Genomic DNA, 24642 nt, shown 5'->3' on the forward strand with positions numbered 1-24642 from the left:
GCCCGCTACGGCAGCCCGTGCACATGCGGCCCCACCGCGTTGGACCAGGCGTTGCCGGCCGTCGCGTCCCAGTTGGTGGACCAGGTCATCGCGCCGCGCAGACCGGGGTACGTCCGGGGCGGCTTGAAGGATCCGCACCCGGTGCCCTTGGCCAGACAGTCCAGGGCGTTGTTCACCACGGTCGGTGAGACGTAGCCGCTGCCCGCGCCCCGGGTGGAGGCGGGCAGGCCGAGCCCGACCTGGGACGGGGCCAGGCCGCCCTCCAGCTGGATGCAGGCCAGGGCCGTCAGGAAGTCGACCGAGCCCTGGCTGTAGACCTTGCCGTCGCAGCCCAGCATGGAACCGCTGTTGTAGTACTGCATGTTGACGACCGTGAGGATGTCCTTGATGTTCAGGGCCGTCTGGAAGTAGGAGTTCGACGTCGACTGCATGTCGATGGTCTGCGGCGCCATCGTGATGATCAGCGACGAGCCGGCCTTCGCCGAGAGCGAGCGCAGCGCCTGCGTCATGTAGGTCGCGTTGAGGCCGTTCTCCAGGTCGATGTCGACGCCGTCGAAGCCGTAGGTCTGCATCAGGGAGTACACGCTGTTCGCGAAGTTCGCCGCCGACGCGGCGTCGTTCACCGCCACCGTGCCGCGTTCGCCGCCGACCGAGACGATGACCTTCTTCCCGGCGGCCTGCTTGGCCCGGATATCGGCCTTGAACTGGTCGACGGTGTAGCCGCCGAGACCGGCCGAGTCGAGGTTGAAGGTGACCGCGCCCGGCGTCGAGGTCGCGTCCGCGAAGGCGACGGCGATGATGTCGTACTGCGCCTGGACGTCGGAGAGTTTCTGGACCGTCGCGCCGTTGTCGAAGTTCTGCCAGTAGCCGGTCACCGCGTGCTTGGGCAGCGCGGGGCCGGGGCCGTTCGGCTTGCTCGTGGTGCCCGTCACCGCCGCCGACTTCGGCGACTCACCGGCCCCGTTCGTCGCCGTGACCTGGAAGGAGTACGACGTCGAGGCCGCGAGCCCGGTCACGGTCGCCGAGGTGCCCGAGACCGCGGTCACCTTCGTGCCGTCGCGGTAGACGGTGTAACCCGTCGCCCCGGAGACGGCGTTCCAGGCCAGCGACACCGACGAGGACGTCGTGCCGGAGACGTTCAGGCCGGCCGGCGCGGACGGGATCGTCGGGCCCGGGTCCGTGCCCCCGCCGCCGTCGGGGCCGAACACCGACACGTCGTCCGCGTAGTACGCCGCCTGCCCGTACCAGCCGTGCGTGTACACCGTCACCGAGGTCGTGGAGGAGCCCGTGGTGAAGGTGGTCGACAGCTGCTTCCAGGACGAGGAGTCGGGCGTCCAGGTGGACACGTCCGTCGTGCCGGTGCCGGTCACGCCGAGGTAGGCGTACCCGCCCCGGACCCAGGCGCCCAGGCTGTACGTCGAGTTGGGCTTCACCCGCACCGTCTGGGCGCACCGGGCGTTGTCCTGCCCCGACGGGGTCGCCCGGAGCGCGGCAGCGCCGGTGCGCACCGGGGAGGAGACCGTCGTACCGCTGCCCGCCGAGCAGGTCCAGTCGCTCAGGCCCGATTCGAAGCCGGCGTTCCTGGCGTTGTTGACGTCGGCGGCGCTGGCCTGGCCGACGGTCGTGAGGGTGAGGGCCAGGGCAGCCGTGACGGCACCCGACCAGAACCGCAGGGATCGTCTGTGTGGGGACATGACAAGAAAATGGTCCAGACCAAAGCGGCTGTCAAGAGGTCCAGACCAACCTGTCGAGCAGCAGTCCCACCGCGCATCCGCCCAGCAGCACCACGGCCGACATCCAGAACGCCGCGCCCGCCGGGTCCAGCACGCTCGGCCGCAGCGCCAGCAGCAGCACCTGTGCCGCCGCCGGGACCGCGCAGGCTGCGAGCAGGTGCCGCACCGGCAGGTCCCGCCACGGCTGCGGATGCACCCGCGCCGCCGCCCAGGTGGCCAGCACGACACACACCAGGTTCGGCAGGTGCACCAGCGCCAGCGCGGCCCCGAACGAACCGACGCCCTCCGGGCCGACCAGCGGATCGTGAATCAGCGTCACCTGGACGTACTCGGTGAGGACGAGCACCACGATGCCGACGGCCCAGCAGCGCACGAGCGTCATGGGTTGCCCCCGGTGATCTCGAAGAAGAGCAGGAGCGCGAAACCGGCCGCGGCCATGCCGCAGCCCGCGGCCAGGGCCAGCGACTGGAGCACCGGGGACCAGCTGCCCCGGCCCGCGACCGTCGCCGTGCCTTCCGGGTCGCGCGGGTCGTAGGTGACGGTGACCGGGCTGCCCTCCGACGTCGACGGGCCCGCCAGCTCCTCGAACTCCACCCGCGCGCCGTCCGCCGTACGGAAGGCGAAGAAGTGCCGCCGGGCGTCGGAGCGCTGATAGGGCTCCGTCTCCACCCGGACGCAGCTGCCGTCCGCCCGGACACCGCGCCGCAGGACCCGCGTCACTGTCACCAGCCGCCGCGCGTACCTCCACGACAGCGCGCCGAACAGCGCGACGAGCAGGGCGAGTACGACGTATCCGGCGCCCGGCACCTCCACGGCTAGTGCACCTCGACCGAGTCGATGATCCGGTCCAGGTCCCCGTCCGGCAGGGACCCCTGCTCGGCGTCGATCCGGATCGCGAAGGCGGTGTCCTTCGAGTCCAGCCCGGCCAGGGTCACGCCTTCGACGGGGGTGCCCCTGGCCGGTCCGCCGTCCTCGCCGGTCGCCTTGAAGGAGAAGTCGATCCGCCTCGCCCCGTCCGCGCCGGCCAGCTCCACGTCCTTCTGGCCCTTGACGTCCGCACCCATCTGGATGCCCGCCTCGGCGGCTATCGCGGCCTGCTCGGGGGAGTCCGCCTCGGTGAAGGCGAGCTGCACGGTGATGACGGAGACCTTCTTCCCGCCCTGCGTGCGCACCGCCGCCGCGGCGTTGTGCTCGCCGCGCTCGGCGGCGCTCTGCTCGGTGTAGCCCTTCGGGTACGACACGTCGACGCCCTTCGTCTTCAGCGTCCCCCAGCCCTCGGGCACCGAGCCCGCGCCGGAGCCGGTGTCCCCGCAGCCGGTCAGGGCCAACGCGGTCGTCAGCAGGGCGGCGGCCAGGCAGGCACGGCGGGTCTTCATCGGCAGGTGCTCCCGTCTCGTCAGTTCGCACAGTAGCTGTAGGGAAGATAGGAGCGGCCGTCCCCGTGGGGCGCCCCCAGGAACTGGGCGTCGGTCAGGGTCTCCGCCTTCTTCTCCGTGCTGATCGTCATGCCCAGACTGAGCCCCAGATTCAACTCGAAGCCGTACTCGGCCGCGTTCACCTCACCCGTGTACGTCATCCGGCTCGACGTGCCCTCGTCGAACATCTGCTGCCCGAAGGGGTCGTCGGCGCCCGGCCGGGCCGTCGGGGCGTGGTCGGCGAACATGTACTGGAAAGGCGTGGCGGCCTGCTCGTTGGTGCTGTCCAGCCAGCGCTCGGCGACCGCCCGGTCCTGGTCGCCGGCCGGGCCGGGGTCGAAGGTGAGGGTGTTGCTCACGATCTCGATGCCGGTCTGCGAGTCGGTGCCCTTCACCCCGGCGCTGCCGCCCCGCTTGTCACCGTCCTTCCTGCCGTTGTCGCCACCGGCCTTGGCGCCGTCCTTCTGGCCGCCCTTCTCGACGGTGCGGGTCATGTCGACGCGGACCAGCTTGCCGGTCTTCTTGTCGTAGGTGACCGTGATGGTGCCCGTCTGCGTCGTGTTCGCCGTGTACTCGCCGCTCAGCGGCCCCGCCTCGTAGCCCACCTTGGAGCCGTACTCGATGGACGAGGAGTACGTGTACGACTTGGTGCCCTTGTAGGAGTTGTCGGTCCAGGTCACCTCGGGGGAGTACTTGAAGGTGCCGCCGAGCGCGGCGCTCAGCTTCTTCTCGTCGCCCGCTGAGATCTTCAGGCCCGCCGACGCCGAGGCCTCCAGACCCACCTTGCCGTAGGTGATCTTCCGGTTGTCGCCGAGGTTCTCCTTGATCCGGTTCTGGGTGTCCTCCTCGTCCTTGAGGGGGCCCTTGCCGAAGAGATAGAGGATGCTGTCGCCGACGCTCGCCTCCGCGCCGCCGGGCATCGTGCGCCGCGTCTCGTACATCTGGAGCTTCTCCACGTCGTCCCGGAAGCGCTGGGCCTCCTCGGGGCTCCGGAACACCCAGGTGTCGCCGTTGGTGACCTTGATGCCGAGCCCCAGCTCCACCTTGTCGCCGCCGAACCGGCCCACCTTCATACCGGGCTTGAAGTCCTTCTTCGCGGCGACCGAGGCGGCGTCCGTGAACGTCAGGTAGACCAGCTGGTCGCTGTCGTCGACCTTGCCGTCCCCGTTGACGTCCGTCCTCGCCTTCAGATGCTGCTCCTGGAAGCCGTACTCCTTGCCGATCTCCCAGAAGAAGATCTTCGCCTTGGAGCCCGCCTTGTCCGTGACGGAGGAGACCTGGCACAGCGCCGGCTCGAAGTCCGCGTCCGTGAGCGGCTTGTCCGGCCCGGGCCCGCCCGTCCCGCAGTCGCCCCCGGCGACCCGGCACACCTGCGCGGCGATCCTGTCGTAGACCAGCCGGCCGACGCCGGTGGCCGAGACGGCCAGCACGATCGCCGCGCTGACGACGACCATGCCCAGGTACTCGGTGCCGGTCGCCCCACGGTCGTCGAAGACCGGTCTGCGCCCGTACCCCCGTATGCCGCCCCCGCCCGCCATACGGCACCCCTCCCCGTCCGGTCCACGTGTGTTTTCGGACGGCGAGCGTAGGTTCGCGACACCGCGTCGGGCGTGGGCCTCAGGGCCCAAACCAAGGCCCACCGTCACCACTGGGCCCGCTGGGCCCACCGCCCGGGGTCGCCCGGGCCCGCCGAGCCGACCGGCAAGATGCTCAACCTGCCCCGTTTTGACGCATCTTGTGCAACGACAGTTGCTCGTCAGCTACACAAACGCTGTTCTCCGGTCACAGAGGCGTGGATACAGTGCTGAGGTAGTCACGCAGTGAAGTCGACACGGTGCGCCGGAGTGACACCCGGCGTTCCGACGGGCATGGGGAAACGGGGAGCTGCGCGTGCCAACTGCCATTGCCGTGACCAGTGCCGACATGGCGCTGCCACCACAGGACGAACGCACCCTGCCCGCCGTCGTGCTGCGGGACGTGGCCCGGCGCCCCCTGGAGCAGGCGCTGGCCGAGATGCAGGCCCTGGTCGAGCACCACGGGCATGTGATCGTGGTCTGCTCACAGGCCGCGCCCACCGCGGTGCAGCGACGGCTGCACACCCTGCGTTCCCTCATGGAGAGCGACCGCATCGCCCTGTTCCGACCGGACCTGCCGCCCCTCGGACTGGCCGTCCTGGCCCGGCAGTTGCGCCAGCTCGCCTCCTGCGACATCAGCCCCGGCGTGCTCGCCTCCGCCGGCCGGCTGCTCGTCCACTACATCCACGCCGGCGCGCTGCTGAGCTCCGTCACCCGCCTCGACCGCGTCCCCGTCGGCCTGAAGTCGCACGCCAAGTCCTGGGTGCCCGGCAGCCAGTTCGGCGTCCTCGCCCACCCCGAGCCGCAACTGGTCAGGATCACCCCCGAAGCCGCCCTCCCCGGCCCCGAGTTCGGCACGTGGATGCTGGTCGCCAAGGGGCAGCTCCAGTCCGACTGGGTCACCGGCACCCTCGCCCCCTCCTGGAAGGTGCAGGGGCTGCGCGAGACCCCGCTCCCGGCGGAGTCGCCCGGCTGGTGGGGCACCGGCAAGCTCATCGAGTTCTGCAGCTACCTGCCCGACCTGTCCGTCCTCTACCAGCTGGTCACCTCCGTCCGGCGCGGCCGGTGCCACTGGTGCGGCATCGACGTCATCGGCGACCGCTGCGTGTTCTGTTCGGCCACACCACCCGACCACGACAGCCCGCCCCGCAAGCAGCTCGAGAACCGAACGGCCGTCGGCTGAGGCCTGACACCGCTCGTCAGCACTGTTCCGATCCCGCTCGACCGATATCCCCAACGAGGTTGTACGGTTCATGAACTCCCGTCAGCGCCGCGGCGTGATCCTCCTGCTCCTGTCGATCGTCTGCGCCCTCGGCGCGTTCACCGGCGTGCTCTCCGTCATCAGCGACGTGAAGTCGAAGGTCGGGCCCGAGGTCACCGCCTACCGGCTGAAATCCGACGTGCCGCCCTACACCACGCTCAGCACGGGCCAGTTCGAGAAGATCGAGATGCCCGAACGGTGGCTGTCCGACAACGCGGTCACCGATCTGCGGGAGATACAGGGCAAGATCGCCGTGACCACGCTGGAAGCGGGCTCCCTGCTCCAGTCGGACATGATCGTCCGCCGGCCGGCCCTCCAGCCCGGCCAGCAGGAGGTCGCCATCATGATCGACGCGGCGACCGGCGTGGCCGGCAAGATCACGCCCGGCGCCTCGGTCAACGTCTACGCCACCTTCGAGGGCGCACGCGAGGGCGACCCCGACCAGTCGAAGATCATCGTCACCAACGCCAAGGTCCTCGACGTCGGCGACCTCACCCCCCTCGAGCCCGACGAGTCCAACCGCACCCGGCAGCCCACCGACGCCGTCCCGATCACGTTCGCACTGTCCGCCCTCGACGCGCAGCGCATCACCTACGCCGAGTCGTTCGCGAAGCGGGTCCGGCTCGCCCTCGTCGCGCCCGGCAGCGACACCACCGTCCCCGAGCGGGACCGGACGTACGAACTCGCGAAAGACAAGTGAGAGGCTGCCATGCCCACGAGGATCCTCCCGGCAGTCGGTGACACGGACGCGGTCCGGTCGATCACGACACTGCTCAGCCAGCTCCCGGACGCCGAGCCCGTCGCCCCGGTCGTCGACTCCACCCAGCTCATCGACACCCTCGCGCGCCTGGCCGCCGAGTCCGTCGACGAGCTGCCCGAGGTCGTGGTGGTGCACGAGCGGATCGGCCCGGTCCCCGCGCTGGAGCTGATCCGCGAAGTGGCCCTGCGCTTCCCGGCCGTCGGCGTCATCCTCGTCACCTCCGACGCGAGCCCCGGCCTCTTCCAGGCCGCCATGGACTACGGCGCCCGCGGCCTGGTCGCCCTGCCCCTCAGCTACGAGGAACTCGCCAGCCGCGTCCAGGCGGTCGCCCAGTGGTCCGTCGGCGTACGGCGCCACCTGGGCGCCGGCGGCGACGTGTTCACCGGCGTCGGCGGCACCGTCGTCACGGTCAGCGGCGCCAAGGGCGGCGCCGGGACCACCCTGACGGCCATCCAGCTGGCCCTGGCCGCCCAGGCCTCCGGTCGCAGCACCGCCCTGGTCGACATGGACCTCCAGACCGGCGACATCGCCTCCTACCTGGACGTCCAGTTCCGCCGCTCCGTCGTCGACCTCGCCGCCATCACCGACATCTCCCCGCGCGTCCTGGCCGACGCGGTCTTCCGCCACGACACCGGCCTCGCCCTGCTGCTCGCCCCCGCCGAAGGGGAACGCGGCGAGGACGTCACCGACCGCGCCGCCCGCCAGATCGTCAGCGCCCTGCGCTCCCGCTACGAGGTCGTCGTCATCGACTGCGGCGCCCAGCTCGGCGGAGCCGGGGCGGCGGCCGTGGAGATGGCCGACCGGGCCCTGCTGGTCACCACCCCCGACGTGGTGGCCGTACGGGGCGCCAAACGGGCCGTGCGGATGTGGGACCGGCTCCAGATCCGCAAGGCCGAGGAGACGACCGTCGTCGTCAACCGGCACTCGCGCGGCACGGAGATCCAGCCGCCCCTCATCCAGAAGATCACCGGCACGGCGGTCGCCGCCACCGTCGTCCCCGCCAACTTCAAGGAACTCCAGAGCGTCGTGGACGCGGGCCGGATCCACGAACTGGAGAACAGGAGCTCGGTGAAGCAGGCCCTGTGGGGCCTGGCAGGCGAACTGGGCCTGGTCAAGGCGCCCGACGGTGCGCAGAAGGCGGGCCGGGGGTTCCGGGGCGGCGACCGGGGATCGGTGAGCTTTCGGCGGAGGAGGGAGGGGTGAGGGTGCTCTTGAGGGAGCGGCTGGAGCGGCGGGGGCGGGACAAGGGTCAGGTGACCATCGAGTTCCTCGGGATGACGCCGACGATCATCGTGACGCTGATCGCACTGTGGCAGGTCGTCCTCGTCGGCTACACCTACATCCTCGCGGGCAACGCTGCGGACGAGGCGGTACGGCAGGCGACGGCGGCCGAGCCGGGGGCGCGGCAGGGCGTGTGCGAGGAGGCCGGACTGAAGCATCTGTCGGATGCGTGGCGGTCGGGGGCCGAGGTGACCTGCCAGGGCTCCGGCTACGTGACGGCCGACGCGCGCCTCCAGGTCCCGGTCCTCTTCCCCGGCACGCTGACCTTCGGGTTCACGGTCCACGGCCACGCCGGGGCCGTCGAGGAGGCGAAACCGAGATGACCGGTGTCCGCAAGGCCCGCGACCGAGGCCAGGTCGCCATCGAGTACATCGGCTTCCTGCCGATCCTGCTGATCGTCGCCCTCGGGGCCGTACAGCTCGGCCTGATCGCCTACACGGCCCAGCAGGCCGGCACGGCGGCCAGGACGGGAGCGCGCAGCGCGTCGCTGGAGGGGCCGTACGAGGCGGACTGCCGGGCGGCGGTGAGCAGTTGGCTGGCCGATGAGACCAGTTGCCTGCCGTCGTTCGGGGGGGACGAGGTCACGGTCACGGCCACCGTGCGGATCCCGTCCCTCGTGCCGGGCTGGAACCTCGACCCGGCCGTCAAGACCGCGACGATGCCGCTCGACCACTGAGCAACGAGCTAGGAGCACCGCACTCATGAGCCTGCGAGCACGGATCAACACCCCCGAGGAGAACGGCAACCGGGGCGAGGACGGCCACATGGTCGCCTCCTACCGGGCCAAGCTCCTGGAGGAGATCGACCTCGCGGAGATGAGTTCGCTGGCCGCGGCCGAGCGCCGGGCACGGCTGGAGCGGGTGCTCGGGCACATCATCAGCCGCGAGGGCCCGGTCCTGTCGACGGTGGAGCGCGCGCAGCTGATCCGCAGGGTGGTCGACGAGGCACTGGGCCTCGGCATCCTGGAGCCGCTGCTGGAGGACGCGTCCATCACCGAGATCATGGTCAACGGCCCGGACGCGATCTTCGTGGAGCGCGGGGGACGGGTCGAGCAGCTGCCGTTGCGCTTCGCCTCCAACGACCAGCTCATGCAGACGATCGAGCGGATCGTCTCGACGGTCAACCGCCGCGTCGACGAGTCCAACCCGATGGTGGACGCCCGCCTCCCCTCCGGCGAGCGCGTCAACGTCATCATCCCGCCGCTGTCCCTGACCGGCGCCACCCTCACCATCCGCCGCTTCCCGCGCTCCTTCACGCTCCAGGAGCTGATCGGACTCGGCTCGCTCGACGAGCACATGCTGTACCTGCTGGCGGGCCTGGTGCAGGCGAAGTTCAACCTCATCGTCTCCGGCGCGACGGGCACGGGAAAGACGACCCTGCTCAACGCGCTCTCCGGGCTCATCCCCGAACGCGAACGCATCATCACCATCGAGGACTCCGCCGAACTCCAGCTCCAGCAGGCCCACGTCATCCGCCTGGAGTCCCGCCCGCCGAACGTCGAGGGCAAGGGCCAGGTCAGCATCCGCGACCTCGTCCGCAACTCCCTGCGCATGCGCCCCGACCGGATCGTCGTCGGTGAGGTCCGCGGCGGCGAGTCCCTCGACATGCTCCAGGCGATGTCGACCGGCCACGACGGTTCCCTCGCCACCGTCCACGCCAACAGCGCCGAGGACGCGCTGATGCGGCTGCAGACGCTGGCCTCCATGTCGGACGTGGAGATCCCCTTCGTGGCGCTGCACGACCAGATCAACAGCGCGGTCGACGTCATCGTGCAGCTGACCCGGTTCGCGGACGGCGCCCGCCGCATCACCGAGATCGCGCTGATGGACAGCCACGGCAGTGACCCGTACCGGCTGGTCACGGTCGCCCGCTTCAACGCGCAGCCGATGAGCTCCGACGGCCGTATCCACGGCGCCTTCGAGTACTACCCCCTCCCACGCCGCACCGCCGACCGCCTCTACATGGCGAACCAGCCTCTCCCGCAGGCGTTCGGCATCGCCCGGTCCGCGGACGAGCTAGCCACCCGAGAAGCCAGGTAGGACCGACCGATGGAACTGCAAACGCTCATCACGCTCACCACCGGCGTCACGCTGCTGACCTGCGTCCTGGTGGTCGTCGGCCTGCACTCCTACGCCACGGGCAAGGCACAGCGGCAGGCCCTGGTCGACCGCCTGTCCGCCACCGGCCAGGTCCCCGTGGGCGGCCGGCGCCGCAACTTCCGCGGGATCGACCGCCGTCTGCGACGCACCAGGCTCGGCAAGAAGCTGGAGCTGCGGCTCGCGGCGACCGGCCTGGACGTCACCCCGGGTGAGTTCTTCGTCTACATGCTCGCCACGGTCGCGAGCCTGTGGCTGATCGGCCAGGCGGCCCTGGCCCCGTTCTTCGGCCCGCTGGCCGGCCTGCTCGGCATCGGCGTGGCGGTCCAGTTCCTCAACTGGCAACGCCAGAAGCGCATCGAGAAGTTCATCAACCAGCTGCCCGAGATGGCCCGGATCCTGGCCAACGCGACCCAGGCGGGGCTGGCCCTGCGCACGGCGATCGGGATGGCGGCGGAGGAGATGGAGGCCCCGGCGGGGGAGGAACTCGGCAAGGTCTCCGCCCAGCTGGCGGTGGGCGCCTCCCTGGACGACGCACTGGGAGAACTGGCGGACCGCCTCCCCTCCCGCGAACTGGTCGTCCTGGTCACCACGCTGGTGCTGTCGAACCGGGCGGGCGGCCAGGTCGTCAGCGCGCTGCGCAACCTGACGGAGACGCTGGAGGAACGCAAGGAGACCCGGCGCGAGGTCCGCACCCAGCTGTCCCAGGTCACCATGACGTCGTACGCCGTCCCGGTCCTCGGCGTCGGCTCCCTGTTCCTGATGAACGGGGTGAAGGACGGCGCCCTGGACCGCATGACCGGCTCCCCCTTCGGCCAGGCGGCGGTCATCATCGCCTTCGCTCTCTACGCCGTCGGCTTCGTCCTCATCCGCCGCCTGTCCCGCATCGACGTCTGAGAGCCAGGAGGCAACCATGGGACTGCTTCTCGCCCTGCTGATGGGCCTCGGCGTCTGGGGCGTCTTCGCCGGCCTCCGCATGTACCGCGCGGAGGCCAAACTGCCCGGCGACCTCGCACTGGCCCTGGAGGTCGGCTCCACGCGCACCGGCGCGGTCGACTCGCTCATCGACCGTATGGGCATGCGTTACGCGCCCGCCGTGCTGCGCCTGATGGGCCCGAAACAGGTGGCGAAGTACCGCCGCAAGATCGACCTCGCGGGCAACCCCGGCGGCCTGACCATCGACAGGTACGCCGCACGCCGGGCGGTCTACGGCTTCCTCGGAGCCGTGGGCTTCCTGGTCTTCCTCATGCGGGGCCAGCTGCTGGTCGCCCTGCTTCTGCTGGCCTTCGGCGCGTTCTGGACGGAGGTCGGCATCTGGTCGGCGATCCGCATCCGCAAGGACGTCATCGAACGGACCCTCCCGGACTTCCTCGACGTCCTCGCGGTCGTGGTGAGCGCGGGCCTCGGCTTCCGCCAGGCGCTGGACCGGGTCTCGTCCCGGTACGAGGGCCCCTGGGCCGACGAACTGCGCATCACGCTGCGCCAGATGGACCTCGGCATGAGCCGCCGCCAGGCCTTCGCGGAACTGCGCCGCCGCAACGACTCCGAGCAGGTGGCGATGTTCGTGACGGCACTGCAGCAGGGCGAGGAACTGGGCGCGCCGATCGTCGACACGCTGGTGTCCCTCGCGAAGGACATGCGCCGCACGGACGCGCAGAACGCCCGCCGCAAGGCGGCCCGGGCCGTCCCCAAGGCCACGATGATGATCACGACCTTCATGGTCCCGGCCACGATGCTCCTGCTCGGCGCGGGTCTGATCCTCGGCTCGGGCACGGACTTCGGCTCGGTGACGGGGAAGTAGGGGAGGGGCGACGCCATGTCGATGACAGGGGAACGGACGGGGCTGCTGGGACGACGCCGCCGCCGGGCCGAGCAGAACCCGGAGATCACCACGCCCCCGGCGGGGACGGTGCTGCCCCCGCACGTCCGCACGGGCGCGCCGGACGTACCGGTGACGTCCGTGACGCCCGCGCTGCCGCCGGGGTGGGAGGCGGCCGCGGGGTTCGTCGGCGGGGAGCCGACGCTGCGGATCAAGGGGGGCGGACGTCGGGAAGGGGCGTTGCCCCGGGTGGCGGCGGTGGACGCCCGTGCCCAGGGGGCGACGGGTAGGGCACACGGCCCCCGGCCGCATCCACAGGACCAGGCTCACGGTCGCTCCGCCTCCGGTGACGCCGCGCCCACACAGGAGCCGGGCGCGCCGGCCGCCGACGGCGGCGGGAGCGGCGGCCGGGCCGCAGGTCCAGCCGAAATGCCGGTCCCGGCGGCAGGTCCGGCCGTAGAGCCGGTCCCGGCGGCAGGTCCGGCCGTAGAGCCGATCGCGGCGGCAGGTCCGGCGGCCGCAGCGCCGAACCCGGCCGCAGGACCGGCCGGTGCCGCGAACCCCGCCGCAGGTCCGGCCGAAACCCCGGTCCCGGCGGGAGGCCCGGCCGCAGCGCCGGTCCCAGCGGCAGGTCCGGCGGCCGTATCGCCGAACCCGGCCGCAGGACCAGCTGAGGTGCCGGTCCCGGCAGCAAGTCCAGCCGCAGCGCCGGGCCCGGCGGCAGGCCCGGCCGAAGCCCCGACCCCTGCCACAGCCCCGACCCCTGCCGCAGGCCCGGCCGAAGCCCCGATCCCGGCCGCAGCCCCAACCCCTGCCACAGCCCCGACCCCTGCCGCAGGCCCGGCCGCAGCCCAGCCCCCCGCCGCTGGCCCGGCCGGTGCCGCGAACCCCGCGATCGGCATCCAGGTCAACGCCCTGCAAGCCATGTGCCGCCAGGTCTTCGGCTTCCGTCTGGCGATGATCGCCCTGGCCACCCCCACCGCCCTCGTGAACGCGAACGACGGCCTCCCCACTCGCCTCGTCGGCGCGGCCGTGGTCGTCACGTTCATGACCTCCTACGTCCTCTTCAGGGACTGGGAACGCTTCGGCCCCCTCCTCCTGCGCCACCCCTCCCTCCTCGCCGCGGACACCCTCTTCGGCGCCCTGCTCCTCATCGCGGCCGGACCCGACAGCACCCTCGCCTACGTCAGCGTCTGCACCCCCCTCCTGGCAGGCCTGGTCTACGGCTGGCGAGGCGCGGCGGTCTTCGCCTCCCTCCAGGCCCTCCTGCTGCTCCTCATCCACGCGGCACAGGAGGACCCGGCCCCCGGCATCACCGAGTCCGCCCTCCTGCCCGGCCTCTGCGTCATCGCAGGAGCGGTCGGCTCCAGCCTCCGCAATCTCATGCTCCGCTTCGGCGCGGCCACCCAGGCCCTCACCACCGTCCAGGCCCGACTCGCCGTGACGGAAGCGGTCAGTGCCGAGCGCGCCCGCCTGGCCCGCGAGATGCACGACTCCGTCGCCAAGACCCTGCACGGCGTGGCCCTGGCTGCCGACGGCCTCACCACCTCGACCGACGCCGACCGCATGGACCCGGTCCTGGTGAGACAGCAGGCAGCGCTCGTCGCCCGTTCGGCCCGCCGGGCGGCCGCCGAATCCCGCGAACTCCTGGCCGACCTGCGCCGCGAGTCGGACCCGGACCAGGCCACGGACGTCCTGGTCGAACTGGCCGCCCGCACTCGTGACTTCAGCACCCGCACCGGCCTCCCGGCGGTCTACCGCCCCACCGGCGCCCACGCCGTGCCGCCGGTCCCGCCGGCGGTGGCCCGCCAGCTCCTCACCATCGCCTCGGAAGCCATGGAGAACGCCCACCGGCACGCCCGCCCCACCCGCGTCGACGTCAGCGCGGGCGTCCACGGCGACCTGCTCCGCATCTGCGTCTACGACGACGGCCGCGGCCTCCCACCCGGCACCACCCTCGAACAACTGCGCCGCGCGGGCCACTTCGGCCTGGTCGGCATGGTCGAACGCGCCGCCTCGGTCGGCGCCCGCATCCGCATAGGCCGCGGCGGCCACCCCCAGGGCACGGAGGTCCGCCTGGAACTCCCCCTGGCCGCCCTGACCACCCCCGCCGCATGACCCCACGACCCGAGAGGAGGCCCCTGATGCCGGACCAGACGCCCCACTTCACCGGCGCCCCGCAGCCGCCACCGCACCACCCGTTCGCCGACCTCCCGCTCCCGCACCCGGCACCACCGGTCCGCCGCCTCCGGGTCGTCGTGGCGGACGACAACCCCGTGGTCCGCGCCGGCCTCACCGCGCTGCTCTCCGGCCGCCCGGACATCGAGGTCGTGGCGGAGGCCGCCGACGGCCGCCAGGCCTACGAGGCCGCCCACCAGCACCGCCCGGACGTCGTCCTCCTGGACGTCCGCATGCCCGGCGTGGACGGCATCTCGGCCCTCCCGTACCTGGTGCGGATCGCACCGGTGATGATGCTGACCTACAGCAGGGAGTCGGAGATCGTCCACGAGGCCCTGCGCCGGGGGGCGGGCGGCTACCTGGTCCACGGCGAGTTCACGGCGGACCAGTTGGTCGACGCGGTACGCGACATCAAGGAGGGCCGGGCCCACTTCACCCCGACGGCGGCGGGCGCCCTGGTGGCCCAACTCCGCCAGGACCCGGCCCCGGCTCCACCGCTGCCGGAGGGCCTTGGCCAGTCATCGAGTGCGACTGCATACGGACATTCCACGCCCGGACAGACGTATATGCAACGTCAACAACCCACTCCACCAGCACATTTCGAGGGGCCGCAGGCGCCACCCCCGCCCACTTCGCCAGAAATGCTTTCGCACATGCAACCACATGTGGGACAGTCTTCGTCTGAGTGGACGAGTGGCCGTCCGGCCGCTCCCGACAGGTCACGGTTCCAACTGAGCACGAGGGAGGCGGAGATCATGGACCTCATCGCGTCCGGCATGAACAACCAGCAGATCGCCGCCACGTGCTTCATCAGCGAGAAGACCGTCAAGAACCACATCAACCGCATCTTCGCCAAGCTCCACAGCACCAGCCGCTCCGAGGCCGCCGCGAAGTGGATCGGCACGGCCCCGGACGCACACCGGGGACGGGGGTGACCTCCGGTGACGCGACGGTGGCACAACCGACGGCTGGGCCCGGCCGATTGGGCCCGGAATTGGGCCCAGGGGCCCTCTGGCGGACAGGGCGTTCCGCCGTACGTTCCTCGTGTCGAAAGCGACACAGCCGAACCCGGAGGGGAACACCATGAGCGACCTGATGCTGAAGACCGCCGTCGCGACCAAGGTCCGCGTGAACGGCTGGAAGAACACGACGGCCGAAGCGATGCGCCGCCGCGCCGGCGACAAGGGTCAGACGGCGGTCGAGTACCTGGGCATCATCGCGGTGGTGGTGGCGATTGTGCTGGCGATCACGGGCACCAGCATCGGTACGACGATCCTCGACAAGATCACGAATCTGATCAACCGGGTCGGGAATTGACGCGACCTCGCACGTACGGCGACGCAGGGCAGGCCTTCCCCATCTACATCACGGTGGTGGGGGGCCTGCTCTTTCTCGCGCTCGCCTACTTCGCGGTCGGCCAGGCCACGGTGAATCGAGGCGGCGCTCAGACGGCGGCTGACGCCGCGGCGCTCGCGGCGGCCCAGGAAGCCCGGGATCAGCTTGCAGGCGAGTGGGTCGAGGCCGTTCTCGACCCCGACCAGTGGCAGGACATCTTCGACGGCGACGTACAACTGGTGGGCGACCCGTGCTTGCGTGCGTATCAGCTCGCCGGGCAGAACGACGCAGATGTCGAAGGGTGTTCGGGTACCGGAGTGCCGCTGGGCTACGAGGTCGTCGTGCAGACGCGGAAGACCATGGGAGAGTCCATAGTCCCCGCAACAGCACAGAAGAAGTCGAGCGCCACTGCGACGGCCGTCATCGAGCCCCTCTGCGAGTTCAAGCCGCTTCCCGAGGGTGCGGGGGACGACGTGCTCCCTGGCCTCACCTGCGACGGTAAGAACTGGGACCTTAAACCGGACGATCTCACCGAGCTTCCGGAACCCGAGGATCTTTTCGACGTCCACCTGGCTGACTGAGAAGCGAACGACGAGTGACGAAGGAAGCGGAGAGATGAGCATGCGGTTCACTGAGAGGGCCCGCAGGAGGGTGGTCGCGTTGACCATGGCGGGCGGACTGGCCCTGGGCGCGGTCGGCTGCGGCGGTGGTGGCGACGACAAGAAGCCGGAGACCTCGGCCTCTGCTTCGAAGGACCGCGGCTCCGCACCGAGCGCTCAGGAGGGCAAGTCCGAGGCGCCGCTGACCGAACTCAAGGGCAAGGACGGCCTGCTCCTTCAGATCACGTCCGCACAGCGGGATGCGGGCGGATTCCTCACCGTGAACGGCCAGTTCAAGAACGACGGATCCGGTTCACTGGTGATCCCCTCAGCACTTCGCGGTGACGAGACGGAGATCCTCAAGCACGGCACGTCACTCGGTGGCGCGACACTCGTGGACTCGAAGGGGAAGAAGCGCTACTACGTACTGCGCGACACCGAGGGACGACCGCTGACGACCACAGGGCTCACCACGATCGAGTCCGGGCAGACCATCCCCGTCTTCATCCAGTTCCCTGCACCGCCCGCGAGCGCAACAGACGTCACCCTGCAGGTCCCGACATTCTCCAGCGGCACCATCAAGATCTCCGGGTGAGGCCGGCCATGAAGACCCCCACGCGCAGCCGAACGGCGACTCCACGCCTCGCCCTCGTCCTCACCGCCGCCGGCCTGATGGTCGCCACGAACATCTACGGCGCCGTCTCGGCCCACGCCGACGAAACCCCCGGCGTGCCCCCCGGCACGGAGGCCTCCGCCTCAGCCCCTGTCGACGTCGACCCCAACGACCCCGACCTCAAGCTCCCCGAAGGCGCCACCCTCGCCGAACCCAAGGTCCTCGACATCAAGCAGGTCGTCGAAGACCAGAGCGGTGACGAACGCCGCGAAGACACCAACGCCGACGTCAAGTTCGCCCTCCAGGCCGAGGTCCTCTTCGGCAAGGACAGCGCGAAACTCAGCGGCGAGGCGAAGGCCCGGATCTCCGCGATCGCCGAGGAGATCAAGACGCAGAACGCGACGAAGATCCGCGTCTTCGGCTTCACGGACAACCTCGGCTCCTCCGCCCACGGCGACGTCCTGTCCCGGAAACGAGCCGACGCCGTACAGAACGTCCTCGACCAGGAACTGACCGACTCCAACGTCACCTACGAGGTCCGCGGCTACGGCGAGCAGTACCCGATCGCCGACAACTCCTCGGAAACCGGCCGCAAGAAGAACCGCCGGGTCGAGGTCTCCTTTCCGCGCACAGAGAGTTGAGTCACCGAAAGTGGGCCCAGGGTTGGGGCCACGGGCCCACGCGTGACTGATCGACGTTCCTTAGCCTCGGCTCAGTGCCCGTCTTGAACGGCCGTTTCCCGAGCTGAGCTGAGGTCGCGCATGTCCCCTGCCGGTGACCGGATACCCCCGTACGGAGTGGGGGGTACACAGAATCCCCCGTCCTGGGAACGGCACTCGCCGTTGCCGAGGGAGCTGGGCTGGGCGCAGGTACTGCTGTGGGTGCAGTTCGCGCTGACGGTGCTGTACGTGGTCACCGTGCTGTCGGTGGTGACGTACCACTCCGGGGAGATCTTCGGGATCCTGGCGTACGACTCGCTGCCCGGCGTGGCCGGGATCTGCCTGGCCCGGCGCCTGTGGCGGGGCGGGGTGTGGACGAGCCGCGCGCTGATCGCCGTACAGGCGTGGATCGTGTGGCTGTCGTTCGGCACGCTGGTGCACGGTGATCTGCGGGGCATCACGCAGGCGGCGATGCCGGTGGCGGTCATCGTGCTGTTGCGCCGGGCCCGGTCGCGCGAGTGGTTCGAGAGCCCTCCCCAGGACAGGGAGGAGCGGCGGGCGTTCAGCCTGGGGAGAATGATCCGCTGGCGACGCGACGAGGGCCAGACCGCGGTGGAGTACGCGGGGCTCATCGCGGTGGTCGCGGCGATCGTCGTCGCGCTGTCGGTGGGCGGCCTCGGCGGGCGTATCGCCGACGGCATCCAGTCGGCGGTCTGCTCGGTGACGGGCACGGCCTGCCCCGCTCCACAGGGCGATGTCACGGAGACGGGCGCGGCCGGGGACAACGACGGTGCGCACCAGGGCGATGCGGACGCCGGCGCCGACGGCGGCAACGGCGCGGGCCCGGACGGCGGCACGGCCGCGAACGACGATGCGGGCACCCAGGGCGACTCGGGAACCCATGGTGGGTCGGGCACCCCGGGCGGTGCGGGCGGCCAGGGAGACACCGAAGCCGGCGGCGGCACGGAAACCGACGGCGGCACGGAATCCCGCGACGGCACGGGCGTCGGTGACACGGGCGGCAGCGGCATCCCCGCGTCGGCCCAGATCATCACCTACGAGGGCGCGGGCCCGAACGACACGATCCCGCTCGCTCCGGGCCCGTTCGAGGACAGGTCCCTATGGGACGACGTTCACGACCAGGAGCGCCACGACAAGACGTTCATGGACCATGTCCGCGGCTTCTTCGTAGCGCCTACCAAGAGCTTCCTTGCCAGCACGATGGACGTCGTCAGCGACCCGGTCGGCTCGGTCAAGGACACCTGGAACGGTCTGAAGGGCTACACCACCGACTGGTGGGGCGACAAGGCCGACGAGTTGGGCAAGGAGTGGGACAAGGGGAACTACCTGTCCTCCGCGTGGGGCTGGGTCAGTTCGCCCGAGGACTTCGTGTCCGACCTGGCGGTCGACACACTGGTCGACAAGGAGAACTGGGAGAAGGGCAACTACGGCGCCTCCATCGGCAACACCGTGGTCAACGTCGTCGGCATCTTCAGCCCGAAGACCATCACGAAGTTCACCAAGTTCAAGAAGCTGGCCGAGGTCGGCGAAGCCCTCGACAAGGCGTCCGATGCGGCGGAGAAGGCGCGCAAGGCGGCCAAGACGGGCGACTTCGACGGCGCGAAGAAGGCCGCGGACGAGGCCCAGAAGCACGCCGACGAGGCCAAGAAGAAAGCCGAGACGAACGGCAGCTGCACCATCGCCTTCGGGCGCGTCCCGTACGGCGGTGGCGGCAGCCTGCGCGGAGTCCCGGGCACCGGCACAGGCGTCCTGGCGGGCCCGCAAGCCGGCCGGATCGTCGTCGCCGCAGGAGGCGGCGAGGAATGCACGGGCGACGACGTCGACGATGCACGCCAGGCCCAGCAGGAGGCACTCGACGCCAGGGCCGAAGCGGCGAAGGCCGCGCTGCGGGAGCGGGGCTCTTCGGTGCCTGACGACCAGATAGACGGGCTCGTCAACCGCGCCAAGGACCCCCCTGCACCCGGTGAGATCAGAACGAAGGACGCGGCCGACGCGCTCGACGAGATCACCGACCTCGCACGCCGCCGAAACGTCAACGGCGATGCCGCCGCGGCGCTGGAGGGCAAGGTCGCCAATGCCTCCGACGCCAACAAGCTTGCCGAGGCACGCGCGGAGGTGAACGCCGTACGCCGCGCTGCTGAAGACGCGGCCCCCGGAACCCACGTGGACGCCGGAGTCGGCGGCAAGATGAACCGCAAGGAAGCTGACTTGGGCAACGGGGAGAAGGTGAATCTCGACGAGATCCCGGACGCGGACGTGGTCTACAAGGACAGGAACGGCACCGTGAACGTCAAGGAGGTCAAGAACGCCGGCTCGGCCACACGCAAGGCGGACTTCGCCAATCAGGTCGAGAGGCTCGAGAAGTGGGCGAGCAAGGAGCCGGGCCGCAAGGCCACCGTGGAGATCGAGACGGTGGACCGCTGGACGTCGGTCTTCAGCGAGTTCAAGCCCGCCCGAAACGGCAAGCCGGCGAAGGACACCAGAACGGCGGCCGGTGAGATGGCCAAGAACCGTGTGGACGTGAAGGTGGCCGGCCAGGGTCTGTCCGCCGACCAGCTCGGCAGGATGCAGCGTGCCGTCGACGAGCGGACGGCGAACGGCACGATGGACTGGTCGAAGATGAAGGACCCGGACAGCGCAAAGGCGTATCTGGGCATCGAATGAGACGAACGAGTGGACGACAGCCACGAGACGTGGCGGGACGGCGGAGATGAGCGAGTCGGACGCGGAGCTGAGTGCCGAGGAGATGTGGGATCCGCAGGTCGCGCGATGGCGTGATCCGGAGGGTGACTACGTTCTGCCCCGCGCCCTTCGGTCCTTGCCACAGCCTTGGGACGGGGGCGACTGGGATCGGATCGGGGACCTGCCGCGCACCGATGAGCGGGTGGTGGAGGCTCGGCAGGTGGTGACCGAGCTGCTGGAGGACCCGGAGTTGGCGCCGGATGTGCCTCAGCCGCCGCCTCCGGGCCTGTTGTGGCACGTGTGGGAGGAGTTCCACCAGGCGGTGGGGGAGAGGATGCCCCGCACGAGCCAGGTGACGTGGGCCGGTGTGGACGAGCTGGTGCGCGAGTGGCGGGGACGGGAAAGGCTGTACCCGCTTCAGCGGCATGTCGTTGACCACGTCGAAGCGGCGATGCTCGCCATGATCCCGCGGCTGAGGGACGACATCGCCGACTCGGTGTTCCGCTGGCTGGCCCTGGACTCCGACCCCGGCCGTTTCGCCGACTGGGCGGTGGACACGGCCGAGCGCTGCGTGATCGAGGACATCGGCGCGGACTCTGCCATCGAGCTGCTGGGCGCGATGGGGAGTCCTGAGGCCAGGGCGGCTCTGGATCGCCTGTCGGTGAAGCCGGGCGGTCCGGCGAGTTGGGACAACGCGGAGGCGGCACAGGGGAGGCTCTTCGAATGGGGAGACGGAAAGGCGGAGCGTTAGTCGGCGCGGAGGCTGAAGGAAAGGGCGAGTAGTTCCACTGCTAGAGCTTCCCTGCGGGGCTTCGGCTTCCGGCGGCCACAGGAGTTGCCCGAGACCGGCGCAAACCGTGGGTCTTCGAAATGGAGCGGTGCACACGCACTGACCGCAGGGCGGCCCGGGACGGCGATAGGCAGATTCGTTCCGGGGCCGGAGTATGTGACCAGGTCTTTCCCGTGTCGGCAAGGGAACGGGCCTGCCAATCTCATGGCGCATCCTCCCGCACGGACATCTCGCGCAGGCGCTGACGCTGCTCGCGCGTCGTAGGACGCGCGCCGAACTGCATGCGTAGCGCCCGGACCGTTGAGCGTGCTCTTGGCCGACTATGAACCCCCGACTCCTGTGGCTTCGCCGGCTGGACGGTGGGGGCGGTCGAGCGCTCCGTGATCGAGGAGACCGGCGCCGGCCCTGCCTCAACCCTTGGCGGCCTTACCCCTCCTCCGCCGACACCACGACGTCCACCCGAGCCCCTTCCCGCACCCCCCACCCATCCATCGCCCCGGCCTCGGCCTCCACCACATGCCTGGCCCGCAGCCGAGGCAGCCCCAGCCGCCCGGGCCGCATGGTGCGCACGGCGACGACGCGAAGGTGCCGATCGAGATAGGCGACGTCGATCGCCATGCGCATCCGAAAGGTGTGCACGCTGTTGGCGGGGGAGAGGAAGATCGCCCCGTCGAGGGAGTCCCGCCCCAACAGCCCCCTGGTCCGGGCCCGATAGGAGGCTGCGATCTCCAGCGGCACCCGGACGGGCGCCTGCCCATCACCACCGTGCACGACCAGTTCCCCACGCCCGTCCCGCCAACGCCGCCCCATCCGGGCCCCCTCCGACCGCGCCGCATGCCAGCGGCTCTCCGCCCGAAGGTATCCGCAGACATCAGCTCCCACATGAGCCCACGGACCCAGGCCCTTTGCGGATTCCTGACTGAAACGCCGTACACCGCACCGCTGTTGGCGTTCACCCACGGCGCGTTACGCAACCGTTACGGCTCGAACCGGACGACGAAACGCCGATTCCTCTCCATACTGCCCGCCAGTTGACAAGCTTCACACTGGTGCGGCCGCACCCCGCTGTATAGCTTGGGTTCGCTCAAGAGAAGCCTCGCCACCTCCCGGGAGTCGACCGTGACCCGCCGCCCCACCCTCCTCGCAGCGCTCACGCTGACCGCCGCTGCGGCCCTGACGCTGTCCGCGTGCGGGAGCGACGACAGCTCCACGGGCAAGGACAACGACAAGATCGCGGGAGCCGACACGGGAAGCGAGGCTTCTGCATCCCCGACGGCCTCCGACCCGGCGCCTGCCGGACGGCCGAAGATCGACCTGCCGTCCGACCTCTCCTACGCCTTCGACTGGCCCAAGACAGGGAACAAGGAGAAGGACGCGATTCTGGCCGACAGCGAGCAGTCGATCAAGGCGGTGGACCTGGCAATCGTCAATCAAGACGCGCTCGACAAGCCCTACCTCTATTACTACGAGGGCGAGGCCGCGGCGGGAACGCAGACGTTCATCCAGGCTTACGTCAAGGCCAAAGCTCGCGTCACGGGCGCGTACCGCTTCTACGACCCTGTTGTCACCGTCAGGGGCAAGGGCAGTGGGTCGCTCGTGTACTGCGAGGACCAGAGCAAGGCCTATGACATGTACTTGAAGACCAAGAAGATCAACAAGACCCCGGCAACGAAGAACAGCTACGTGCTGTACAACACCCTGCTTCAGAAGAACGACAAGGGTGTCTGGGTCATCGAGAAGATCCTTTCCCAGAGGGGGAGCGACAGGTGCCAGCCTTGAGGTCGGCTTCCCGGGCTCTGATCGTGCCTGTTGCGATCGGTTCGATGATGCTGTGCGGAGCCCCCGCACAGGCGGACAACGTCATTGGTGGCGGAACCCAGATGCCACCGCCTAAAAAGAACGTCCAGGGTGACTCCAGCGGCGGCACCCTGTCGTCCACTGCAGGAGTTGTCGTCTTCGACCGTTCCAACAACGGCTCAGGCCAGTCCGCAGGCCCCGTGACGTCTTCGACGACCTGGACCCCGCCGGCTTGCTACTACGCTCCGAAGTACTCGCCGGAGCAGCTGCAGAAGTACTTGGAGCCCACATGGGAAGTCGGCTCGACCGGCTACGAGTGGGATGCCAAGCAACGTGACCGCTACGTCAACGGTCACCCCTACAAAGACTTCAACAAGGACAAGACCGGCAAGGGCTATTGGTGGGACTTCTACGTCACACCCGGCCGCGAGGGGGACCCGGGGGCGCTTGACTGCGACAAGCCCATCTTCTGGGTGGACGAGAACGACGATCCGCCGGCCGACATCCCGCAGGCCATCACTGCCGAGGTCCTCGCGCAGCTGGCCTACGCCGAAGTGCGGGTGCCCTCCACGAAGATGGATCTTGCCCCGCAGGCGAACACCAAGGTGAACCTGCCTACTTGGGCGTGGCTGGATGCGGCGGAATTCAAGCCCGTGTCGGTGACGGCCTCTGTTCCACTCCTGGGCATCCAGGCGACCACAACCGCCGAACCGGTATCGGTGAAGATCGAACCGGGCACCGCAGATGCCGAGACCTACCCTGCCTCAGGCGTGTGTCAGATTCAGAACGGCCGAATCGGCGAGCCGTACGCCAAGGGAAAGACCAATGACGCCCCGCCCTGCGGCGTTAAGTACCTGCGGTCGTCGGGCGATGGGTCGTACCAGCTCAGGGCGACGGTCACCTGGAAGATCCACTGGACCGGTACAGGCGTGGCCGGCGAACAGCGCCTGCCGGACGGCTCCTTCGGCGGGGCGCAGAACGTCGTCGTACAGGAGATCCAGGCCGTCAACCGCTGAACCGGCACCGTTTCCGGCCGGTGGGACAGGCACTCGCGAGGGGCCGCCCCCGGCCGGTGCGTCGCGTGTCCGTCGCGCCCCGGCCCGGGTAGGAAGAGCAGCATGACCCCACTCGGCGCAGTCTTCCGCCCCCAACTCGCCCCCGAACGACTCCGATCCGTGGCCCGGCTGGCCGATGACGCCGGGCTCGACGAGCTCTGGCTCTGGGAGGACTGTTTCAGGGAAGGCGGCATCTCCACCGCCGCCGCTGCCCTCGCGTGGACCGAGCGGGTGCGGGTCGGGGTGGGGTTGCTGCCCGTGCCCCTGCGGAACGTGGCCGTCACCGCCATGGAGGCCGCCTCGCTGCACCGGATGTTCCCCGGGCGGGCGATCCTCGGTGTGGGGCACGGCGTGCAGGACTGGATGGGGCAGGTCGGCGCCCGCGTCGAGTCGCCCGTCACCCTGCTGCGAGAGCATCTCCTCGCGCTGCGGGCCCTGCTGGCCGGCGAGCGCGTCACGGTCGACGGGCGGTACGTCAAGCTCGACGACGTCGCTCTCGACTGGCCGCCGGACGGCCGGCACGGCGGGGTACTGGCCGGGGCCACCGGTCCGCTGTCGCTACGCCTCACCGGCGAGGCCGCCGACGGCACCATCCTGACCGCTTCCACCAACGCCGAGGGCGTGCGCACGGCACGGCGGCTCATCGAGGAGGGGCGGGCGGCAGCCGGCCGTGGAGCCGAAGCCGGGCCACCGGGCTCCGGGCACCACCCCGTCGTCGTCTACCTGCTCACCGCCACCGGGCCCGACGCCGCCGCCCGGCTGCACGCGGAGCTCGTCGCCGAGGGGGTGGAGTCCGTACCGGACCTCGGGGTCGCGGGAGACGCCGGGGCTGTGGCCAAGGCCGCCGAGCGGCTGGTCGAGGCCGGGGCAGACAGCGTCGTCCTGCAACCGACGGCGGACGAACCCGACCCGGAGGGGTTCGTGCGGTTCGCGGCGGAAGAGGTGCGCCCGCTCGTTCCCTGAGGCCCGTTGTC

Annotated in this window: 25 protein-coding genes; 19 read left to right on the plus strand and 6 right to left on the minus strand. The window is 70.2% G+C overall.

From position 1 onward, the window contains the following. Nucleotides 1-5: 5 nt before the first annotated feature. Genes IGS69_RS22490 through IGS69_RS22510 form a run of 5 tightly spaced genes read right to left on the minus strand, consistent with a single transcriptional unit; the run spans nucleotide 6 to nucleotide 4686 of the window. Nucleotides 6-1694, minus strand: coding sequence for a chitinase (locus IGS69_RS22490; protein WP_190902338.1), 1689 nt, complete (start codon nucleotides 1692-1694; stop codon nucleotides 6-8). Nucleotides 1695-1725: 31 nt separating this feature from the next. Beyond that, nucleotides 1726-2115, minus strand: coding sequence for a hypothetical protein (locus IGS69_RS22495; protein WP_190902339.1), 390 nt, complete (start codon nucleotides 2113-2115; stop codon nucleotides 1726-1728). Then, complete coding sequence (locus tag IGS69_RS22500; protein WP_190902340.1) at nucleotides 2112-2546, minus strand: DUF3592 domain-containing protein; 435 nt, start codon at nucleotides 2544-2546, stop codon at nucleotides 2112-2114. Before IGS69_RS22500 ends, IGS69_RS22495 begins: the two co-directional genes overlap by 4 nt. Before the next feature lie 2 nt (nucleotides 2547-2548). Next, complete coding sequence (locus tag IGS69_RS22505; protein WP_190902341.1) at nucleotides 2549-3109, minus strand: hypothetical protein; 561 nt, start codon at nucleotides 3107-3109, stop codon at nucleotides 2549-2551. 20 nt (nucleotides 3110-3129) lie between these two features. Continuing rightward, entirely contained in the window at nucleotides 3130-4686 is a 1557-nt protein-coding gene (locus IGS69_RS22510; protein ID WP_190902342.1) for a hypothetical protein, read from the minus strand. Between the two features lie 385 nt (nucleotides 4687-5071). Between IGS69_RS22510 and IGS69_RS22515 the strand changes: the two genes are divergently transcribed. The 16 genes from IGS69_RS22515 to IGS69_RS22590 all read left to right on the plus strand — a co-directional run bounded on the left by IGS69_RS22515 (nucleotide 5072) and on the right by IGS69_RS22590 (nucleotide 20777). Further along, nucleotides 5072-5905, plus strand: a complete 834-nt coding sequence (locus tag IGS69_RS22515) for a hypothetical protein (RefSeq protein ID WP_190904602.1) — start codon at nucleotides 5072-5074, stop codon at nucleotides 5903-5905. Between the two features lie 70 nt (nucleotides 5906-5975). Next, nucleotides 5976-6683, plus strand: coding sequence for a Flp pilus assembly protein CpaB (gene cpaB, locus IGS69_RS22520; protein WP_190902343.1), 708 nt, complete (start codon nucleotides 5976-5978; stop codon nucleotides 6681-6683). A gap of 9 nt (nucleotides 6684-6692) precedes the next feature. Then, nucleotides 6693-7946, plus strand: coding sequence for an AAA family ATPase (locus IGS69_RS22525; RefSeq protein WP_190902344.1), 1254 nt, complete (start codon nucleotides 6693-6695; stop codon nucleotides 7944-7946). Nucleotides 7947-8017: 71 nt separating this feature from the next. Next, the gene (locus tag IGS69_RS22530) at nucleotides 8018-8347 is read left to right on the plus strand and encodes a pilus assembly protein (protein WP_232543790.1); all 330 of its coding nucleotides are present in this window, start codon (nucleotides 8018-8020) and stop codon (nucleotides 8345-8347) included. Next, a complete protein-coding gene (locus IGS69_RS22535) occupies nucleotides 8344-8700 on the plus strand; it encodes a TadE/TadG family type IV pilus assembly protein (protein WP_190902346.1) in 357 nt (118 codons plus the stop codon). The genes IGS69_RS22530 and IGS69_RS22535 overlap by 4 nt, the downstream gene beginning before the upstream one ends. A gap of 25 nt (nucleotides 8701-8725) precedes the next feature. Next, nucleotides 8726-10063, plus strand: a complete 1338-nt coding sequence (locus IGS69_RS22540; RefSeq protein WP_190902347.1) for a CpaF family protein — start codon at nucleotides 8726-8728, stop codon at nucleotides 10061-10063. A 9-nt stretch (nucleotides 10064-10072) separates the two neighbouring features. Then, nucleotides 10073-11017 carry a type II secretion system F family protein gene (locus IGS69_RS22545; protein WP_190902348.1) on the plus strand — a complete coding sequence of 315 codons (945 nt, stop codon included), beginning with the start codon at nucleotides 10073-10075 and terminating at the stop codon, nucleotides 11015-11017. A gap of 16 nt (nucleotides 11018-11033) precedes the next feature. Then, nucleotides 11034-11921 carry a DUF5936 domain-containing protein gene (locus IGS69_RS22550; RefSeq protein WP_190902349.1) on the plus strand — a complete coding sequence of 296 codons (888 nt, stop codon included), beginning with the start codon at nucleotides 11034-11036 and terminating at the stop codon, nucleotides 11919-11921. 942 nt (nucleotides 11922-12863) lie between these two features. Then, on the plus strand, nucleotides 12864-14057 hold the full coding sequence (locus tag IGS69_RS22555) for a sensor histidine kinase (protein WP_190902350.1): 1194 nt from the start codon (nucleotides 12864-12866) through the stop codon (nucleotides 14055-14057). Between the two features lie 26 nt (nucleotides 14058-14083). Continuing rightward, nucleotides 14084-15052, plus strand: a complete 969-nt coding sequence (locus tag IGS69_RS22560; protein WP_190902351.1) for a response regulator transcription factor — start codon at nucleotides 14084-14086, stop codon at nucleotides 15050-15052. Nucleotides 15053-15200: 148 nt separating this feature from the next. Further along, the gene (locus IGS69_RS22565) at nucleotides 15201-15434 is read left to right on the plus strand and encodes a Flp family type IVb pilin (RefSeq protein ID WP_190902352.1); all 234 of its coding nucleotides are present in this window, start codon (nucleotides 15201-15203) and stop codon (nucleotides 15432-15434) included. Further along, nucleotides 15431-16033 carry a pilus assembly protein TadG-related protein gene (locus IGS69_RS22570; RefSeq protein WP_190902353.1) on the plus strand — a complete coding sequence of 201 codons (603 nt, stop codon included), beginning with the start codon at nucleotides 15431-15433 and terminating at the stop codon, nucleotides 16031-16033. The genes IGS69_RS22565 and IGS69_RS22570 overlap by 4 nt, the downstream gene beginning before the upstream one ends. Before the next feature lie 34 nt (nucleotides 16034-16067). Next, the gene (locus IGS69_RS22575) at nucleotides 16068-16646 is read left to right on the plus strand and encodes a hypothetical protein (RefSeq protein ID WP_190902354.1); all 579 of its coding nucleotides are present in this window, start codon (nucleotides 16068-16070) and stop codon (nucleotides 16644-16646) included. Between the two features lie 8 nt (nucleotides 16647-16654). Next, the gene (locus IGS69_RS22580; RefSeq protein WP_190902355.1) at nucleotides 16655-17305 is read left to right on the plus strand and encodes an OmpA family protein; all 651 of its coding nucleotides are present in this window, start codon (nucleotides 16655-16657) and stop codon (nucleotides 17303-17305) included. Nucleotides 17306-17506: 201 nt separating this feature from the next. Then, nucleotides 17507-20008 carry a hypothetical protein gene (locus tag IGS69_RS22585; RefSeq protein WP_190902356.1) on the plus strand — a complete coding sequence of 834 codons (2502 nt, stop codon included), beginning with the start codon at nucleotides 17507-17509 and terminating at the stop codon, nucleotides 20006-20008. Nucleotides 20009-20054: 46 nt separating this feature from the next. After that, nucleotides 20055-20777 carry a hypothetical protein gene (locus IGS69_RS22590; RefSeq protein ID WP_190902357.1) on the plus strand — a complete coding sequence of 241 codons (723 nt, stop codon included), beginning with the start codon at nucleotides 20055-20057 and terminating at the stop codon, nucleotides 20775-20777. Nucleotides 20778-21242: 465 nt separating this feature from the next. On the opposite strand, the gene IGS69_RS22595 is transcribed toward IGS69_RS22590, so the two are convergent. Continuing rightward, nucleotides 21243-21626 carry a DUF192 domain-containing protein gene (locus IGS69_RS22595; RefSeq protein ID WP_190902358.1) on the minus strand — a complete coding sequence of 128 codons (384 nt, stop codon included), beginning with the start codon at nucleotides 21624-21626 and terminating at the stop codon, nucleotides 21243-21245. Nucleotides 21627-21935: 309 nt separating this feature from the next. Here IGS69_RS22595 and IGS69_RS22600 point away from each other — a divergent pair, with 309 nt between their 5' ends. From IGS69_RS22600 to IGS69_RS22610, 3 genes are all read left to right on the plus strand, one after another. Next, nucleotides 21936-22595, plus strand: a complete 660-nt coding sequence (locus IGS69_RS22600; RefSeq protein ID WP_190902359.1) for a hypothetical protein — start codon at nucleotides 21936-21938, stop codon at nucleotides 22593-22595. Nucleotides 22596-22639: 44 nt separating this feature from the next. Beyond that, nucleotides 22640-23629 carry a hypothetical protein gene (locus tag IGS69_RS22605; protein ID WP_385863573.1) on the plus strand — a complete coding sequence of 330 codons (990 nt, stop codon included), beginning with the start codon at nucleotides 22640-22642 and terminating at the stop codon, nucleotides 23627-23629. 102 nt (nucleotides 23630-23731) lie between these two features. After that, nucleotides 23732-24631, plus strand: a complete 900-nt coding sequence (locus tag IGS69_RS22610) for an LLM class flavin-dependent oxidoreductase (protein WP_190902361.1) — start codon at nucleotides 23732-23734, stop codon at nucleotides 24629-24631. Nucleotides 24632-24642: the final 11 nt, after the last annotated feature.

It is taken from the genome of Streptomyces tuirus (assembly GCF_014701095.1).
Taxonomy (GTDB): Bacteria; Actinomycetota; Actinomycetes; order Streptomycetales; family Streptomycetaceae; genus Streptomyces; species Streptomyces tuirus.